The 16,161-nt window shown below is 70.1% G+C and carries 16 protein-coding genes; 9 read left to right on the forward strand and 7 right to left on the reverse strand.

Translation table 11 applies throughout. The features are described 5' to 3' along the window. The 3 genes from D7V93_RS18760 to D7V93_RS18770 all read right to left on the reverse strand — a co-directional run. Positions 1-1,766: hypothetical protein (locus D7V93_RS18760; RefSeq protein ID WP_208723065.1), on the reverse strand; the 1,766-nt coding region annotated here is incomplete at its 3' end. A 117-nt stretch (positions 1,767-1,883) separates the two neighbouring features. Beyond that, a complete protein-coding gene (locus D7V93_RS18765; RefSeq protein WP_120644719.1) occupies positions 1,884-2,414 on the reverse strand; it encodes a hypothetical protein in 531 nt (176 codons plus the stop codon). A 32-nt stretch (positions 2,415-2,446) separates the two neighbouring features. After that, positions 2,447-2,845, reverse strand: a complete 399-nt coding sequence (locus D7V93_RS18770) for a hypothetical protein (RefSeq protein WP_147451228.1) — start codon at positions 2,843-2,845, stop codon at positions 2,447-2,449. Positions 2,846-2,968: 123 nt separating this feature from the next. Between D7V93_RS18770 and D7V93_RS18775 the strand changes: the two genes are divergently transcribed. Next, positions 2,969-4,882, forward strand: a complete 1,914-nt coding sequence (locus D7V93_RS18775) for a propionate--CoA ligase (protein WP_120644721.1) — start codon at positions 2,969-2,971, stop codon at positions 4,880-4,882. A 36-nt stretch (positions 4,883-4,918) separates the two neighbouring features. Here the strand turns inward: D7V93_RS18775 and D7V93_RS18780 are convergent, their stop codons facing one another. Next, on the reverse strand, positions 4,919-5,557 hold the full coding sequence (locus D7V93_RS18780; protein WP_244237375.1) for a TetR/AcrR family transcriptional regulator: 639 nt from the start codon (positions 5,555-5,557) through the stop codon (positions 4,919-4,921). A 128-nt stretch (positions 5,558-5,685) separates the two neighbouring features. Here D7V93_RS18780 and trhA point away from each other — a divergent pair, with 128 nt between their 5' ends. Beyond that, complete coding sequence (trhA, locus tag D7V93_RS18785; protein ID WP_120644723.1) at positions 5,686-6,342, forward strand: PAQR family membrane homeostasis protein TrhA; 657 nt, start codon at positions 5,686-5,688, stop codon at positions 6,340-6,342. A 19-nt stretch (positions 6,343-6,361) separates the two neighbouring features. On the opposite strand, the gene D7V93_RS18790 is transcribed toward trhA, so the two are convergent. Further along, positions 6,362-6,730 (reverse strand): winged helix-turn-helix transcriptional regulator, encoded by a 369-nt coding sequence (locus D7V93_RS18790; protein ID WP_120644724.1) that lies wholly within the window; start codon positions 6,728-6,730, stop codon positions 6,362-6,364. Positions 6,731-6,817: 87 nt separating this feature from the next. On the opposite strand from D7V93_RS18790, the gene D7V93_RS18795 reads away from it, so the two are divergent. The 4 genes from D7V93_RS18795 to D7V93_RS18810 all read left to right on the forward strand — a co-directional run bounded on the left by D7V93_RS18795 (position 6,818) and on the right by D7V93_RS18810 (position 12,376). Further along, on the forward strand, positions 6,818-7,834 hold the full coding sequence (locus tag D7V93_RS18795; RefSeq protein WP_120644732.1) for a zinc-binding alcohol dehydrogenase family protein: 1,017 nt from the start codon (positions 6,818-6,820) through the stop codon (positions 7,832-7,834). 118 nt (positions 7,835-7,952) lie between these two features. After that, positions 7,953-9,689, forward strand: a complete 1,737-nt coding sequence (gene poxB, locus D7V93_RS18800; RefSeq protein ID WP_120644725.1) for a ubiquinone-dependent pyruvate dehydrogenase — start codon at positions 7,953-7,955, stop codon at positions 9,687-9,689. A 471-nt stretch (positions 9,690-10,160) separates the two neighbouring features. After that, positions 10,161-11,348, forward strand: coding sequence for a sensor histidine kinase (locus D7V93_RS18805; protein WP_147451229.1), 1,188 nt, complete (start codon positions 10,161-10,163; stop codon positions 11,346-11,348). A gap of 224 nt (positions 11,349-11,572) precedes the next feature. Beyond that, positions 11,573-12,376 carry a LytR/AlgR family response regulator transcription factor gene (locus tag D7V93_RS18810; RefSeq protein ID WP_120644727.1) on the forward strand — a complete coding sequence of 268 codons (804 nt, stop codon included), beginning with the start codon at positions 11,573-11,575 and terminating at the stop codon, positions 12,374-12,376. 3 nt (positions 12,377-12,379) lie between these two features. Here D7V93_RS18810 and D7V93_RS18815 read toward each other — a convergent pair whose 3' ends face one another. Further along, positions 12,380-13,900, reverse strand: coding sequence for an MBL fold metallo-hydrolase (locus D7V93_RS18815; RefSeq protein WP_120644728.1), 1,521 nt, complete (start codon positions 13,898-13,900; stop codon positions 12,380-12,382). Between the two features lie 256 nt (positions 13,901-14,156). Between D7V93_RS18815 and D7V93_RS18820 the strand changes: the two genes are divergently transcribed. From D7V93_RS18820 to D7V93_RS18830, 3 genes are all read left to right on the forward strand, one after another. Next, positions 14,157-14,675 (forward strand): RNA polymerase sigma factor, encoded by a 519-nt coding sequence (locus D7V93_RS18820; RefSeq protein WP_120644729.1) that lies wholly within the window; start codon positions 14,157-14,159, stop codon positions 14,673-14,675. A gap of 33 nt (positions 14,676-14,708) precedes the next feature. Next, entirely contained in the window at positions 14,709-15,194 is a 486-nt protein-coding gene (locus D7V93_RS18825) for a hypothetical protein (RefSeq protein WP_120644730.1), read from the forward strand. 64 nt (positions 15,195-15,258) lie between these two features. Next, positions 15,259-15,714, forward strand: coding sequence for a DoxX family membrane protein (locus D7V93_RS18830; protein WP_120644731.1), 456 nt, complete (start codon positions 15,259-15,261; stop codon positions 15,712-15,714). Here D7V93_RS18830 and D7V93_RS18835 read toward each other — a convergent pair. Then, a partial coding sequence (locus D7V93_RS18835; protein WP_147451230.1) for a zinc-binding dehydrogenase occupies positions 15,698-16,161 on the reverse strand: 464 nt, incomplete at its 5' end. The genes D7V93_RS18830 and D7V93_RS18835 overlap by 17 nt on opposite strands.

Here is a 16,161-nt window from a genome sequence, read left to right on the forward strand (position 1 = left end):
ATCATCCCCTCCAGTGCCTCGTTCATGACGTCCGAGGGTGCCCCCTCTTCCTTGAGCGTGGTCAGCGCCTTGATCACGTCCTTGAGATGCCCCTGTTTGATGATCGTGGTGACCGAGGCCACGTCGATGTCGTCGTACCAGAGGCCCAGGGTCTTGAGCTCTTCGAGGGCGTTGGTCACCAGCGCATTCTTCTCGAGCTGGGCTTCCCGCTGCGCTTGCTCCCGCATCTCCCGCTGGATGCGTGCCGCCTCCAGGGCCTTGCGCTTCAGCTCCTCGGTGACGGGCTGGAGCTTGTCCACATAGGACGTGGGCAACGTGGTCGTCTTGCACCGCAGCCCTCCCCCCTGGCGGTACATGAAGTCGTTCACGTCGAAGCGATGGGGGCGCGCTCCTCCGCCGAGCGACACATGACTGCCAATGGGCACGACCTCGATGCCTGCTTCCCCGAGCTGCTCCTGGAAGAGCTCATAGGCCAGCTCGATGAGCTGATGCTCCTGGTCCACGTTGTGGAGGACCATGACCTTGTTGGGGAACAAGGCCAGGCCGTTCAGGAAGTTGAAGTACAGCCGTGAGTCGGGGACGTTCTGGTCAAGGTGCCCGTTCGCCACCTTGAGCGGGAAGCTCCCCGCGACGTCGATGACCTCGAACCCGTGCTTCACGAGGATCTCCTTCGCCCTCGCCGTCACCGGACCGTAGGCCGTCTGGAGCGCCGAGATGGCGTCGAGCAGCCGGGTCTTCTCCGCGGAGGCCTTCAGGTAGAGCGACTGGACCAGCTCCAGCTGCTTCTGGAAGCTGTGCAGCGCGATCCTCCCGTGCCCCACGTAGAGCATCTGGACGTCGATGTGGTAGGCCCACTGCGGCACGAAGAGGACGCGCTTCTTCTGCGTGGTCGCGCTCCACTCCTGCTCGGCGGTGGTGCGGTCCAGCAGGATCTTCCGGATCCGCTCCTTGGCGTTCTTCCACAAGAGGTACTGCTCGGGGTCGTAGCCCGCCTTCGCCGCGCGCTGGGCCAGGGCCGCCTTTCCATACTGGGCCTGGGTGATGTCCAGCTTGGAGCCGAAGGCTTCCAGGTGCCAGGTGGAGTACAAGCCCAGCTCTCCGACGATGAACTTGAGCTGGTTGTCCTTGCTCCGGGCCGCGATGACGTTGCCTCCCGCCACCGGGATGTCATGCGTCCCGAAGCCGAGCTCCTCCTCCAGGACGAGCTTCCTCACGTCCGGCGCGCACCGGATCCCGTTGAACATCACGTCCGGGACCAGCGCCGGGGACTGGGACTTCGCGTTGGCCTTGAGCACCCGCTTTCCCCCCATGCCAGGCGAGTCGGCTTCGTGGAAGAGCGAGGGCCCATGCAGCGTTCGCAGCACGGGGTCCCGGTTCCAACCCAGTGACTCGAAGGAGAACTCGCACACGGTGAAGTCATGCTTGGAAGCGAGCCGCTTCATCCAGGGCAGGAAGTCACACCCGGACGCCATGACCATCGCGGTGTGCTTCGGGTAGACCATGTCCTCGATGTGCCAGTCCTGGAGCGCCCAGAGCGCCTTGAGGGGCTTCCCCTCGGGACCGGGAACGATGCAGGGGAAGCTCAGGGTCTTCGCCGTTCCGTCCCATTCCCCGGGCCTCCGCCCGGTGTCGGTGAGGGGCCGGGGGCGAGGGGCGAACCCCTTCGGCGGTGGCTTGTGCGCGTCGCAGTAACCCCACCTCAGGCCCGGGAAGATGGCGGACGTCACGATCAGGGTCGCGTCATTGAGGCACTTGCTGCATTTCATCGTGGGCCGGCTTCCGGGGAGGATGGGAGGTCAGCAGACCTGTGGCCCTCCCCGGGGTCAAGCCAGCGCGAGGTCCTCGGTCCCCAGGGTGCGCGTCCGCCGGTTCGCGCCTTGCCCTCAGCGGCCCTCGTCGCCGAACACCGGGCGGAGCCGACCGCTGTTGATGGCCATGGACAGGCCGCTCTCCAGGGCGTCCCGCTGCTCCCGTGTGCCCGCGCGCATCGCCTGGTGGAACCGTCGCTGGTCCTCTTCCAACCAGCGGCCCCGGGAGATGGCCTCGTCCAGCACCTGCCGTGCCTGACGCGAGGACGCTTCCTGTTCGGGGGTGATGGCGGGCCGCGCTTCGGGCGGCGCCTCCACCGCTTCGGGGGCCGCTGCTGCCGGAGGCTCCCGGAGCGCGAGCGCGGTGAGCTGTTCGCGGATGAGCCGCAATTCCTCGCGCGAGTCCTGCGTCGGCATCACGACGGGCGCGGAGCCGGGATGCGACTGGACGAGCGAGCGCAGGTGGCCGAGCTGCGCGTCCAGCTTCTCGTCCAGCAGGCGCTCCATGCGGGACTCCAGGGTGGCGTGCGTCAGGGCCACACCCCCGGCGACGCCGAGCGCGATGCCCAGGCCCTGCGACAGCAGGGTGCGAAGGAAGGTCGTCATCGGATCACCGGGGGCGGGAGTGGCGCAGGGGACTACGGGTCCTTCGGGGCCAGGTGCGAGCCCTTGAGCACGTCGAAGGACTGGCAGATGCCGGACGCGTCCCAGGAGAAGGAGACGTAGGACTCGTCACCGGCGGCCTGCAGGCTGCGGATGAGCACCGGCGAGGACGAGTTGCAGGTCACGGTCACGCCCGCGAGGTTCGTGGCGAAGCAGCGCATCGTCTCCGCCCCGGTGGCGTCGGCATCGGAGCGACAGTAGATACGCTGCACGGCGTCCGCGGTGTTGCGCGTGGAGCCCATCGAGCCCTCCGCATAGCGGCTCGTCGTGTTGATGATCAGGTTGAACGTCGTCTTCGACCCTGCGTACACGACCGGGGCGGCGAGCAGGACCAGGGCCACGGACATCCCAAAGGACTTCGTGAAACGCTTCATGTTGGGAACTCCCTTTTTGAATTGCTGAAGGGGTTACGTCCGCCGCCGCGGTTATTCCCGGGGCCCTTGCGCGCCTGTCATGATCGTCCGGAGACACCCCCCTCACCGCGACGGAGCGACCGCATGGGCAGCTACGAGGACTTCTACCGGCGCTCCCTCGACCAGCCGGAGGCGTTCTGGGCGGAGCAGGCCCGCCTCATCGACTGGGAGCGCCCGTTCGACCAGGTGCTGGAGGCCTCCCGGCCGCCCTTCGCGCGCTGGTTCGTCGGGGGGCGCACCAACCTGTGCCACAACGCGGTGGACCGGCACCTGGCCACCCGCGCCCACCAGCCCGCGCTCGTCTTCGAGTCCTCCGAAACGGACGAGCGGCGCCTGTACACCTACGCGCAGCTCCACGCGGAGGTGAACCGGGTGGCGGCCATGCTGCGCGCGCTCGGCGTGGGGCGCGGTGACCGCGTCATCGTCTACATGCCCATGGTGCCGGAGGCCGTCTTCACGCTGCTGGCCTGCACGCGGCTGGGGGCCATCCACTCCGTGGTGTTCGGCGGCTTCGCGGCGCACAGCCTCGCCGTGCGCATCGACGATGCGCGGCCCGCGCTGCTGGTGACGGCGGACGCGGGGATGCGCGCCGGCAGGGTCGTGCCCTACAAGCCGCTGGTGGACGAGGCGCTGACGCTCGCCCGGCATCCGCCTGCCCATGTCCTGGTGTTCGACCGGGGGCTCGTCTCCGGCAGCCCGTTCACGCCGGGGCGCGACGTGGACTACGCCACGCTCGGCCGTGAGCACGAGGGCGCCCAGGTGCCGGTGACGTGGCTGGAGTCCTCCGAGCCGAGCTACATCCTCTACACGTCCGGCACCACCGGGCGCCCCAAGGGCGTGCAGCGCGACACGGGCGGCTACGCGGTGGCGCTGGCGGCGTCCATGCGCCACATCTATACGGGCCAGCCCGGCGAGGCGATGTTCACCGCGAGCGACATCGGCTGGGTGGTGGGCCATTCGTACATCGTCTATGGCCCGCTCCTGAATGGCATGACGACGGTGCTCTATGAGGGCCTGCCCATCCGGCCGGACGCGGGCGTCTGGTGGCGGCTGGTGGAGCAGCACCGGGTGGCGGTGATGTTCACGTCGCCCACCGCCATCCGCGTCCTCAAGAAGCAGGACGCGGCGTTCCTCGAGCGGCATGACACCTCCCACCTGCGCTACCTGTTCCTCGCGGGCGAGCCGCTGGACGCGCCCACGCATGCGTGGATTTCAGACGCGCTGCCCTCCACGCAGGTGCTGGACAACTACTGGCAGACGGAGACGGGCTGGCCCATCCTCGGGCCCTGTCCCGGGGTGCAGGCGCGTCCGCGCAAGCTGGGCTCTCCCGGCACGGCGATGTATGGCTACCGCGTGAAGCTGCTGGACGGCCTCAGCGGCGCGGAGGTGACGGCGCCGAACCAGAAGGGCGTGCTTGTGATTGAGCCGCCGCTGCCGCCGGGCTGTCTGTCCACGGTGTGGGGCGACGACGCGCGCTTCGTCTCCACCTACTTCACCAGCTTCGAGCAGCCCGTCTACAACACGTTCGACTGGGCCACGCGCGACGAGGACGGCGACTACTTCATCCTCGGCCGCACCGACGACGTCATCAACGTGGCCGGCCACCGGCTGGGCACTCGCGAAATCGAAGAGGCCATCAGCGGCCACCCTGGCGTCGCGGAGGTGGCGGTGGTGGGCGTGAAGGACGAGCTCAAGGGCCAGGTGGTGATGGCCTTCGTCGTGCCGAAGGACCCGACGCGCCTCCAGCGTGAAGAGGACCGCGCCGTGCTGGAGCGCGAGGTGATGGACACCGTGGGCCGGACGCTGGGCGCGGTGGCGCGCCCGGCCCGGGTGCTGCTGGTGGCCCAGCTGCCCAAGACGCGCTCCGGCAAGCTGCTCCGCCGCGGCATCCAGGCCGTGGCCGAGGGCCGCGAGACAGGCGACCTCACCACCATCGAGGACCCCAGCGCCCTCGAAGCCATCCAGGCCGCCCTCAAGGCGCGCGGGCCCGGGGCGTAGGGGCGGGACCTCGTTCCAGCGCTGAGCCGCCCGCCTTCAGCCGCGGCGCTTCGCCTCGCGCTTCGCGCCGGGCGCGGTGGGCTCCTTCGGCAGGTGCCGCAAACCCATCCACCCGAGCGCCGCGACATGCCGGGCCACGTTCTCCGTGGAGAACGCGCGCCCCTCCGCCGCCCACCAGTGGCCCACCTGGGTCACCATGCCGACGAGCGCGTTGGCGTAGATGGGCGCGACCTTGGAGGAGAAGCCCGCGCGCTCGAACTCGCTGCGGAACACCTCGCCCACCCGGTGCGCCAGGTCGTCGATGACGCGCGTCAGCCCGCGCCGCGCCACCGCCGTGGGCGAGTCGCGCGTCAGCACCGCGAAGCCCTCCGGCACCTCCTTCACGTAGTCCAGGAACGCCAGCACCGCCCCCTCGAAGCGCTCCCGGGGCGAGCCCTGGGCGATGCGCAGGGACACGCGCGCCACCAGGTCCTCCATCTCCCGGTCCACGATGGCCGCGTACAGCCCCTCCTTCGCGCCGAAGTGCTCGTACACGATGGGCTTGGACACGCCCGCCTGCTGGGCGACCTCTTCAATCGAAGTGGCCTCGTAGCCCTTCGAGGCGAAGACGGCTCGCCCGACCTCCATCAACTGGACCCGGCGCTCGGCGCCCGTCAGCCGCTGCTTCTTCTTCAAGTTGACCTCGAACCTACCCATCGGTAACTTACTGTAAGGAAACCTACCATGTCGTAGGCAAGGCGAGGAGCCGCACCCATCATGAAATGCTTCGTCTTTCCATGTGTCGCACCCCTCGGGGTGCCTTGATGACCGCGGCGGCCCTGGTGGTGGAGAAGCCCAGGCTCCGAGGCGTGCTGCACCAGTGGGCGGCGGCGTTCTCGGTGGGGGCGGGGGTGGTGCTGGTGGCGCTGGCGCCCACGCAGCGCACCGCGGTGGCGACGGCGCTGTATGCGCTGAGCCTGGTGGGGCTGTTCACCATCAGCGCGACCTACCACCGGGTGAACTGGTCCCCCCGAGGCCGCGCGTGGATGCGGCGGGCGGACCATGCGGCCATCTTCCTGCTCATCGCGGGCACGTACACGCCCGTCGCGATGCTGGGGCTGCCCGAGGAGCTGGGCAACCGGCTGATGCTCTACATCTACACGGGGGCCTTCATCGGCATCCTGCAGTCGCTGTTCTGGGTGGGTGCGCCGAAGTTCATCACGGCGGCGCTGGCGGTCGCGGTGGGGTGGATCATGATGCCGTACTTCGGCGACGTCTTCCGTTCGCTGGGCGGCAACGGCGTCCTGCTCATCATCGCCGGTGGCATCGCGTACACGGTGGGCGCGCTGGCGTATGCCTTCAAGCGTCCCAACCCAGTGCCCGGCGTCTTCGGCTACCACGAGGTCTTCCACGCGCTCACCATCGTGGGCGCGGGATTCCACTTCGTGCTGGTGCTCCAGATGGTGCGCGCGGCGAGGTAGGCCGCGCGGCAGGGCCCCGTCACCGGCCCGCGACGGCGAGCGCGGGCTTGCGGGACTTCTGGCCCAGATAGCCCTCGCCCCAGTGCTTCAGGGCGAGGATGACCTCGCGCAGCGTCTGGCCCTGCGCGGTCAGGCTGTACTCCACGCGCGGCGGCACCTCCGCGTACACGCGCCGGTGCACGAGCCCGCTCGCCTCCAGCTCGCGCAGCTGCTGCGTCATCATCCGCTGCGTCACGTCCGGCAGGTGCTTGCGCAGCTCCCCGAAGCGCAGCGTTCCCTCTTCGAGCAGGTGGAAGAGGATGAGCCCCTTCCACTTGCCGCCAATCAGGTCGAGCGTCGCCGCCACCGGACATGCCGGGGAGCACTCGTAGGACTTGTGCCGGGCCATCAGTACCCTTTTGGTGCCTGGGGGTGAAAATTGTGCGTACTTGTCCGCATCCGCCTGGGGATGGATGTTGCCTGCAAGGAGCCTCCCATGCGAGCCGTTGCCCTTCACAAGTACCTCCCCATCCAGCACCCCGAAGCCCTCCTCGACGTGGAGCTGCCCGCACCCACCCCCGGACCCGGGGATCTGCTGGTGCGCGTGCGGGCCGTGTCCGTCAACCCCGTGGACGTGAAGATCCGCGCCCCCAAGGACAAGGTGGAGGCCTCGCCCCGTGTGCTCGGCTGGGACGCCGCCGGCGTCGTGGAGGCCGTGGGCGCCGACGTGCGCCGCTTCCGCCCCGGTGACGAGGTGTATTACGCGGGCTCCATCGCGAAGCCGGGCACCAACTCCGAGCTGCACGTCGTCGACGCGCGCATCGTCGGCCGCAAGCCGTCCAGCCTGTCGTTCGCGCAGGCCGCGGCCCTGCCCCTCACCGCCATCACCGCGTGGGAGCTGCTGTTCGACCAGCTGGACGTGTCCCGGGTGAGGGGCGGCCAGCGCGACGCGGTGCTCGTCGTGGGCGGCGCGGGCGGCGTCGGCTCCATCGCCATCCAGCTCGCGCGCGCGCTCACCGACCTCACCGTCATCGCCACCGCGTCGCGGCCGGAGTCGCAGGACTGGTGCAAGGCGCAGGGTGCCCACCACGTGGTGGACCACCGCCAGCCCCTGGCCGCGCAGGTGCTCGCGCTGGTGCCCGGCGGTGCCCGCTACGTCCTCAGCCTCACCGCGACGGACCAGCACTTCGCGCAGCTGGTGGAGCTGATGAAGCCCTTCGGACGCCTGGGCCTCATCGACGAGCCCACGCCGCCCTTCGACGTGTCGTCCATGAAGCGCAAGAGCCTGTCGCTCCACTGGGAGCTGATGTTCACGCGCGCGCTCTTCGACGCGGAGCCGCTGTCGCAGCAGCGCCTGCTCGACACCGTGGCGGACCTGGTGGACGCCGGCACGCTCAAGACGACGATGACCCAGGACTTCGGCCCCATCACCGCCGCCAACCTGCGGCGCGCGCACGAGGCCGTGGAGACCGGCCGCACGGTGGGGAAGATCGTCCTCAACGGCTTTCCCTGAGGCTTCGTTTGACCGGGCAGCCAGCCCTGCGAGCCCCACGCCCGCACGGCCGGTCGCCCCGTGACGCACCGGTGCACATCTTCGCCGGGGGCTGACCGCCCCTGGCGAGGTGGGGACCATGAAGAAGACGGTGGCGGACCAGCTGGCGGAGGTCCTGGCGCTCGCCGGGGTGAAGCGCATCTACGGGGTGGTGGGGGACAGCCTGAACGCCCTCACCGAGGCGCTGCGCAAGCGCGGCGACATCGAATGGGTGGCCATGCGCAGCGAGGAGGCAGCGGCCTTCGCGGCGGGCGCCGAGGCGCACCTGACCGGCCAGCTCACCGTGTGCGCGGGAAGCTGCGGTCCCGGCAACGTCCACCTCATCAACGGCCTGTATGACTGTCACCGCAGCCGGGTGCCGGTGCTGGCCCTCGCGGCGCAGATTCCGTCGTCGGAGCTGGGCACCGGCTACTTCCAGGAGACGCACCCGGAGCTGCTCTTCCGCGAGTGCAGCCACTACTGCGAGCTCATCTCCGGACCCAACCAGTTGCAGCGCTCGACGGAGATCGCCATCCGCAACGCGGTGGGCAAGCGGGGCGTGTCCGTGCTGGTGCTCCCCGGCGACATCGCGCTCCAGAAGGCGGAGGACGCGCGCCCGTCCACCCCGGAGTCGCTGTCGCCGTCGCCGTCCGTGGTGACGCCCTCCGCCGGGCAGGTGGAGCAGCTGGCCGCGATGCTCAACAGCGGGGCGCGCGTGACGATGCTGTGCGGCGCGGGCTGCGAGGGCGCGGGCGCGCAGGTGGTGGCGCTGGCGCGCAAGCTCCAGGCGCCCGTGGTCTCCGCGCTTCGGGGCAAGGAGCACGTGGAGAAGGACAACCCCCACTTCGTGGGGCTCACGGGTCTCATCGGCTACGCGTCCGGGTACTGGGCGATGATCGACTGCGACGTGCTGCTGATGCTGGGCACGGACTTCCCCTACCGGCAGTTCTATCCGGACACCGCGGACACCCATGTCGTCCAGGTGGACCTGCGCGCGGAGAACATCGGCAAGCGCACGCGGGTGGACCTGGGCGTGGTGGGCAGTGTGAGCGCGACGCTGGAGGCGCTGCTGCCGCGCATCGAGCAGAAAGGCGACACGAAGCACCTGGAGCGCGCTCTCTCGCACTACCGCAAGACGCGGGACGAGCTGGATGACCTGGGGCGGGGCACCGTGGGCAGGAAACCCATCCACCCGCCGCAGGTGGCCCGCGCGTTCGACCTCCAGGCGTCCGACAGCGCCATCTTCACCTGCGACGTGGGGCTGCCCACGGTGTGGGCCGCGCGCTACGCGACTATGAAGGGACAGCGGCGGCTGGTGGGGTCGTTCAACCACGGCTCCATGGCGAGCGCGATGGCGCAGGCCATTGGCGCGCAGAAGGCGTTCCCGGACCGGCAGGTCATCGCGTTCGCGGGGGACGGCGGCTTCACGATGCTGATGGGTGACGTCCTCAGCCTCGTGCAGCACCAGCTCCCCATCAAGATCGTGGTGTTCAACAACAGCTCCCTGGGCTTCGTCGCGATGGAGCAGCAGGTGGGCGGCATGCTCAGTGTGGGCACGTCGATGCACCCCACGAACTTCGCCGCGCTGGCGGAGGCCGTGGGCATCAAGGGCCTGCGCGTGGAGGACCCGGGACAGGTGGACGAGGCGGTGCAGCAGGCGCTCGCGACGCCAGGGCCCGTGCTGGTGGATGCCGTCGTCAGCAAGGCGGAGCTGGTGATGCCACCGAAGATCACCGCCGCCATGGCCGCGGGCTTCACCCTGTTCGGCGTGAAGGCGCTGCTCAGCGGCCGGACCAACGAGGTGCTGGAGCTGGCGCGCACCAACCTCTGGCGCTGAAGCAGGGCAGGGGGCCGTGCGCTGCCTCCGCCCTCCCGCCAGGCCATCCCAACTCAATCCATTCCGGGGGTAGCGGCCCCAGAGTGTGCCGCGCCTGCGGAGGTGGCGCAGTCCGCGGCGCTGAAGCCAGAGTCGCGCTGCTCCCCGGTCAGCCTGGGGGCAGGGCCTTTGGTGCTGGGGTGCGCTCCGCTCGGTCCTGGCACTGCCACGCGCTTTCCCGTCCCCCCGTCGCCGGTCGACACGGTCTCGGGCGGAGCGTCCCGGCGACGAAGCGGATGAACCTGTCCGACTGTCGGACAGGTTGGGGACCCGCGCGCCCGGCAGGCCGCCCCCCACCGCTTCACCGGGGAACGGGCTGGGGCCGTCCGGCGACAGCCTCCCGCGTGGCACGCAGCGGTGGAAGCTCGACCGAAGGGGCTCCTTGGGCTGGGACGCGCCAGGCGCGGCGCGAGAAGGGGCCTGCGGTGTCCCGTGCCGGAGCCTCCCCCTGAACGGAATGACTTCGACTGGCTTAGACTCGCCGTCCTCTTGAGCCTCGTGGACGACACTCCCGCCAGTGCGTGGCGGACCTGGGCGCGGCGGTTCGCCGTGTGGTCCGTGCCCGCGCTCTTCTCCGCGCTGGAGACGTACTCATTCAGCCGGAGCCTGCCGCAGGCGCCCGCGCTGTGGCGCGTGTGTGCCGCCCAGATGCCGGCCTGGTACGTGTGGCTGCCCCTCACGCCGGTGCTCGCGCGGCTCGCGGTGCGTCACCGGCTGAGCCCCCTGCGTGCGCGCGCCGTGCTCACGCACCTGGGGGCGTGCCTGGGAGTGGGGACCCTCTTCGCCGCCGTCTACACGGTGACGACCGCCCTGTTCATGCCCGCCTCGGGGATGACGTCCGGGCCCTTCGTCACGCGCCTGCTGCGCTTCTGGCTGGGGTGGCTGCCCATGATGGGTATGGCGTACGCGGCGGTGTTCGCGATGGCGTCCGCCACCCACGCGTCGCGCCGGCAGCGGGAGGTCGAGCGTCAGGCAGCGGCGCTCGCGGTGCAGCTCGCCGAGTCGCGGCTGCAGGCGCTCCAGTCCCAGCTCCACCCGCACTTCCTCTTCAACACGCTCAACGCCATCGTCGTGCTGGTGCGCGAGAAGGAGACGGATGCGGCGGCGCGCATGCTGGTGCTGCTGAGCGACATCCTCCGCCAACTGCTCCACCATGGGGCCACGCAGGAGGTGCCCCTGCGCGACGAGGTGGCCCTGCTGTCGCGCTACCTCGAGATCCAGCAGCTCCGCTTCGAGGACCGGCTGCGCGTGGAGTGGGACGTGGACGCGGATGTGCTGGACGCGTCCGTGCCCCACCTCGTGCTCCAGCCGCTCGTGGAGAACGCCATCCGCCACGGGGTGGGAGCGCGCTCGGCCCCCGGGGTGCTGTGCATCCGCGCGCGGCGCCACGGCGACGCGCTGGAGTTGCGGGTGCTCGACAACGGCGTTGGGCTGCCGCCGGGCTTCGACCTGGAGCGCGGGCAGGGGATTGGTTTGTCGAACACGCGCGCGCGACTGTCGCAGCTCTACGGCGACGCGGGGCACCTGCGCGTCGCCAGCGCGGATGGCACGGGCACCGAGGCCACCGTCCTCCTGCCGTGGCACTCCGGGCCCCGTCCCGTGGGAGCCGTGCATGGCTGAGCTGCGCTTGCCGCTGTGGCACTCCGCGCCCCGTCCCGAGGGAGCCGTGCATGGCTGAGCTGCGCTTGCCGCTGTGGCACTCCGCGCCCCATCCCGAGGGAGCCGTGCATGACTGAGCTGCGCATGCTGCCGTGGCACTCCGGGCCCCGTCCCGAGGGAGCCGTGCATGGCTGAGCTGCGTTTGCCGCCGTGGCACTCCGGGCCTCGTCCCGAGAGAGCCGTGCATGGTTGAGCTGCGCGTGCTGCTGGTGGACGACGAGCCGCTGGCCCGCCGAGGGCTGAGGCAGGCGCTGGCGCGTCACCCGGACGCCACGGTGTGCGGCGAGTGCCGCGACGGCCGTGAGGCGGTGACGGCCATCCGCGAGCAGCGCCCGCACCTGGTGCTGCTCGACGTGCAGATGCCGGAGCTGGACGGCTTCGGCGTGCTGCGCGAAGTGGGCGCGGAGCGGATGCCCGCGGTCATCTTCATCACCGCGTTCGACGCGTTCGCCGTGCGCGCCTTCGACGTACATGCGGTGGACTACCTGGTGAAGCCCTTCGACGACGGGCGCTTCGACGAAGCGCTGTCCCGGGCCCGCCAGCGATTGCGCGCGGGCGAGGCCGCGGAGCTGGGCCGGCGGCTGGCGGACCTGCTGTCGGAAGCGCCCCCGAAGCCCACGGGGCCCCAGGCTCCAACCCCAGCCCCCGCTGCCTTCAAGGACCGGCTGCTGGTGAGCGTGGGCACGCGCGCGGTCCTGGTGCCGGTCGCGGACATCGAGTGGATCGAAGCGGATGACTACTGCGTCACGCTACACGTGGACGGCAAGGCCCACGTGCTGCGGGAGACGCTGGCGGCGCTGGAGGCGCGGTTGGATCCGGAGCGCTTCGTGCGCATCCACCGCTCCGCCATCGTCAACGTGGCGTGCATCCGAGAGGTACACCGCCCTTCGCCCACCGAGCAGGTCGTGGTGCTGGGCTCCGGGCAGCGGCTGCGCGTGAGCCGTTCACGCCGCGAGCACCTGGAGCGGCGGCTGGGCCGGGCCCGGTAGCCTTCAGCGCGCGACTGGGGCGCGGGCGCGGTCCACGGCGGTGGTGAGCGCGCCAAACTCCGTGGGCTTCAGGCCCATGCCGAACACGCGCGTGACCTCCAGCTTCTCGCGGCGGGTCACCTCCACGGATTCATCCACCTGCTGCACGTTGATGAACGCGCCGTCCAGCTGGGACTTCACCTGATCCGACGTGTAGAGCAGCCGCTCCTCGGGAAGCCACACGAACAACCTCCGCTCGCCCGTCTCCGTGCGCGCCGGGATGAGCTCCAGCCGCTTCTTCCCCATGCCCAGCACCTGACGCTGGCCCACGCCGGTGAGCTTCGCCGCGCGGGGCTTCAGCGCGAGCGCATCCGGCAGCCGCGTGCGAGGTGCCCGCACCAGCTCCTCCACCAGCGCGCGGTTCACGTCCAGCACGTACACGGGGATGCCGCGCGCCACGTACTCGCGCAGTCCGCCGATGTGCGGCCACGCGTCACTGGTGGACACCACCGCCTTCACCTTCAGGGACGGGAAGCGCTTCGCGGCCTCCTCCAGCACGCGCCCCGAGTAGCCCGCCGCGAGCGGCGCCTCCAGCACCACCACGCCGTCGTCCTGGGCCACCAGCACCACGCTCCCCGGACCGGTGAGCTGCACGACCCCGGGAGCCAGCTCCACCGGCGGTGCGTCCGGACGCGTGACGGGCGCGTCCTCCAGCTTCCGCGCGCGGCGCGCCTCGAAGCCCTGCTTCACGTCCTCCGGCACGGCGAAGTCCGCGTCCGTGAAGGGCGGATCTACCGTCACCGCCGTCAGCGTGAGGGAATGGTAGGTCTGGCCCTGGCGCTCCCAGTCCCACTGGCGCGGATAGCGCAGGCCCCCTGGCTCCAGCGACCACGCCTGGAAGGACAGCCCGGTGCGCACGTCGCCCCAGATGCTCCAGAACGGATCCTCCGGGTGTGCGTCCACCGTCTCCACGCGGGTGGGCAGCGCCGTGCGGGCATTGAGGAACAGGCGCACGCTGGCGCCGTGCACGCTGAAGGTGACGACGTGGTGGGGCACCTCCTGCAGCACGGTGTCCGCCTGCGCCTTCAGGTCGGCGGCGTCCAGCGCGGCGAGCAGCACGTGCTCGGGGGCCAGGTCCAGCCGCTCGCGCAGGTCCTGGAACTGGGCGGCGCCCGCGGGCCGCAGCTTCCCCTCGTACTCCACCGCCACCACACCTTGCGACAGCAGCATCGTCAGCGACTTCCAGTCTGGCAGCACCGCCCCCCGGGCCTCGTTCTTCTGGCGCAGGTGGCCGCGGCGCAGGTCGCTCAGCTCGTCGAACTGCTCGTACATCACGCGGTAGGGAGGCGCGGGCCGCTCGCCCTGCTCCTGCAGGTTCCAGTGGCCCACGCCCTGGATGCGCAGGCTGGAGAGGGCCCTCAGCCGCGCCTCCCCTCCCATGGCCTCGGCGGCGGCGCGCACCCGGGCGCGGCCGGGGTCCTCGCTGGCGGAGGCGGAGAAGGTGAGCAGGAGGACCGCGACGATGGGAGGCAGGACGCTTCGCATGGCCCCACGATGCCGCCTGCCAGGCGCCGGCTTCCGGGCCATGCCGCCAGCGACACGAACGGCGCGGCGAAGCGTCCGCCCGGACCGGCGAATGGACTGGCCAGAAAGCCGTGCGGGAAAACCCCTGGGGTTTCCAGGGCTTGGAGGATTCGCGGAAAAAATCATCAGGGCCGAGAATCCATTCGGCCGGTGGTCGCCTCTTATCGGGCGAAGCGGGGGATTTTCCCTTCCGCCGCACGAGGTCCGAAGAAGCGCCATGGATTCGTCCACCTCCCCCGACGCGATGCTGCTCGCGGCCCATACCGGGGACCGCGACGCGATGGCCCACCTGCTCCAGGTGTACCAGCCGAACCTCCGGCGCTACGCGCAGCAGCGCTGCCTCATCAGCGACGTGGACGACGCGGTCCAGGAGGCCCTGCTGGTGATCGCCCGCCATCTGGGCGCCGTCCGCCAGCTGGCGTCGTTCTCCGGGTGGATGTTCAAGGTGGTGCAGCGCGAGTGCCGCCGGTTGGGCCGCGTCGCCTTCAAGCAGGACCCCTACGAAGAGGCGCTCGTCGATCAGTGGATGGCCGCGCACACCCCGGACGGGCTGCGGCTCGACCTGGCGGCGGCGCTGGAGTCACTGCCGCCGCAGGCGCTCCAGGTCGTCCTGCTGCGTGACTTCGAAGAGCTGTCCATCCGCGAGATTGGCGAGCGCCTGGGCCTGGACGTGCCCGCGGTGAAGAGCCGCCTGCACCGCGCCCGCGTGATGATTCGCGAATACCTGCTGGCCTGAATTTCCAAACCCCTTGCATTCCGGAGTCCTCCCATGGCGAACCCCATGTCCATCCTTGGCATCCTCCACACGCTGGTGAGCGTGCCCCCCATCGTCTTCGGCGTCTGGGCCTTCCTGCGCGACGGGCGCATCGACCCCGCGAACCGCGTCGGAAAGGCCTACGTGGTCAGCATGATCACCTCCGTGGTGACGTCGTTCGGGCTCTCCAGCACGGGCGGCTTCAACCCGGGCCACGGGCTGGGGCTGCTCGCGCTGCTGCTGATGGCGGTGGGAGCGTTCGCTTCCGGGACCTACGTGAGGACCCTCACGTACTCCGCCAGCTTCATGGTGCTGCTGGTGCCGGGCATCAACGAGACTCTGACCCGCCTGCCCGCGGGGCAGCCCCTCGCGAGCAGCCCGCAGGACCCGCTGGTGCAGACCTCCCTGGCGGCCCTGCTGGTGCTCTTCCTTTGCGGCGCCACGTACCAGGTGATGAAGCTGCGCGCCCGGGCGCAGCCCCAGGTGCACCCCCAGTCGTAGGGCAGGTGTTGGATTCGCCCTCCGTGCAGAAAATCAATAAGCCAAGTCAATCAGGAGCACTCCCATGGGAACCGCCACGTCGTCCATGAGCCATGCAGCGGAAGGACTTCCGTCCAAGTCGATGACCCGCCACCTGCCGACCGCAGCCCGGCTGTTGATGGGGCTCGTGTTCTTCGTCTTCGGGCTGAACGGCTTCCTGAACTTCATTCCGGCGCCGTCGAACCAGCCGGAAGGGGCCATGGCGTTCGGCATGGCGATGATGAAGACGGGGTACCTGTTCCCGCTGCTGAAGGGCACGGAGTTGCTGGTGGGGGTGCTGCTGCTGGCCAACCGCTTCGTGCCGCTGGCGCTGGCACTCATCGCGCCCGTCATCGTCAACATCTTCATGTTCCACGCCTTCCTGGCGCCGGCGGGCATCGCGATAGCCCTCATCCTCCTGGCACTGGAGCTCTCCCTGGCCTGGTCGTTCCGGGCGGCGTACCGCCCGATGCTCGCGATGCGCGCTACGCCGCGCGCTTGAGATCGATGACGAAGCGGTAGCGCACGTCGCCCTTGTGCAGCCGCTCGAAGGCGTCGTTGATGTCCGGGAGCGAAATCAGCTCGATGTCGGAGACGATGCCGTGCTGCCCGCAGAAGTCGAGCATCTCCTGCGTCTCCGCGAGCCCTCCAGCTCCGGAGCCGGAGAAGCTCAGGCGCCCGGACATGAGCAGCATGGCGTTGACCTCCAGCGGCTTGTCCGGGATGCCCACCAGCACCATCTGGCCGTCCCGGCGCAGCAGCTTCAGGTAGGCGTTGAGGTCGTGGTTCGCGGACACCGTGTCGAGGATGAAGTCGAGCCTGCCCGCCTGCGCCGCCATCGCCTCCGCATCTGTCGACACCACCACCTCGTGCGCGCCCAGCCGGAGCGCGTCCTGCTTCTTCCTGTCGGAGGTGCTGAACACGACGACGTGCGCGCCCAGGGCCCGCG

This window comes from Corallococcus llansteffanensis (assembly GCF_003612055.1).
GTDB classification, from domain to species: domain Bacteria; phylum Myxococcota; class Myxococcia; order Myxococcales; family Myxococcaceae; genus Corallococcus; species Corallococcus llansteffanensis.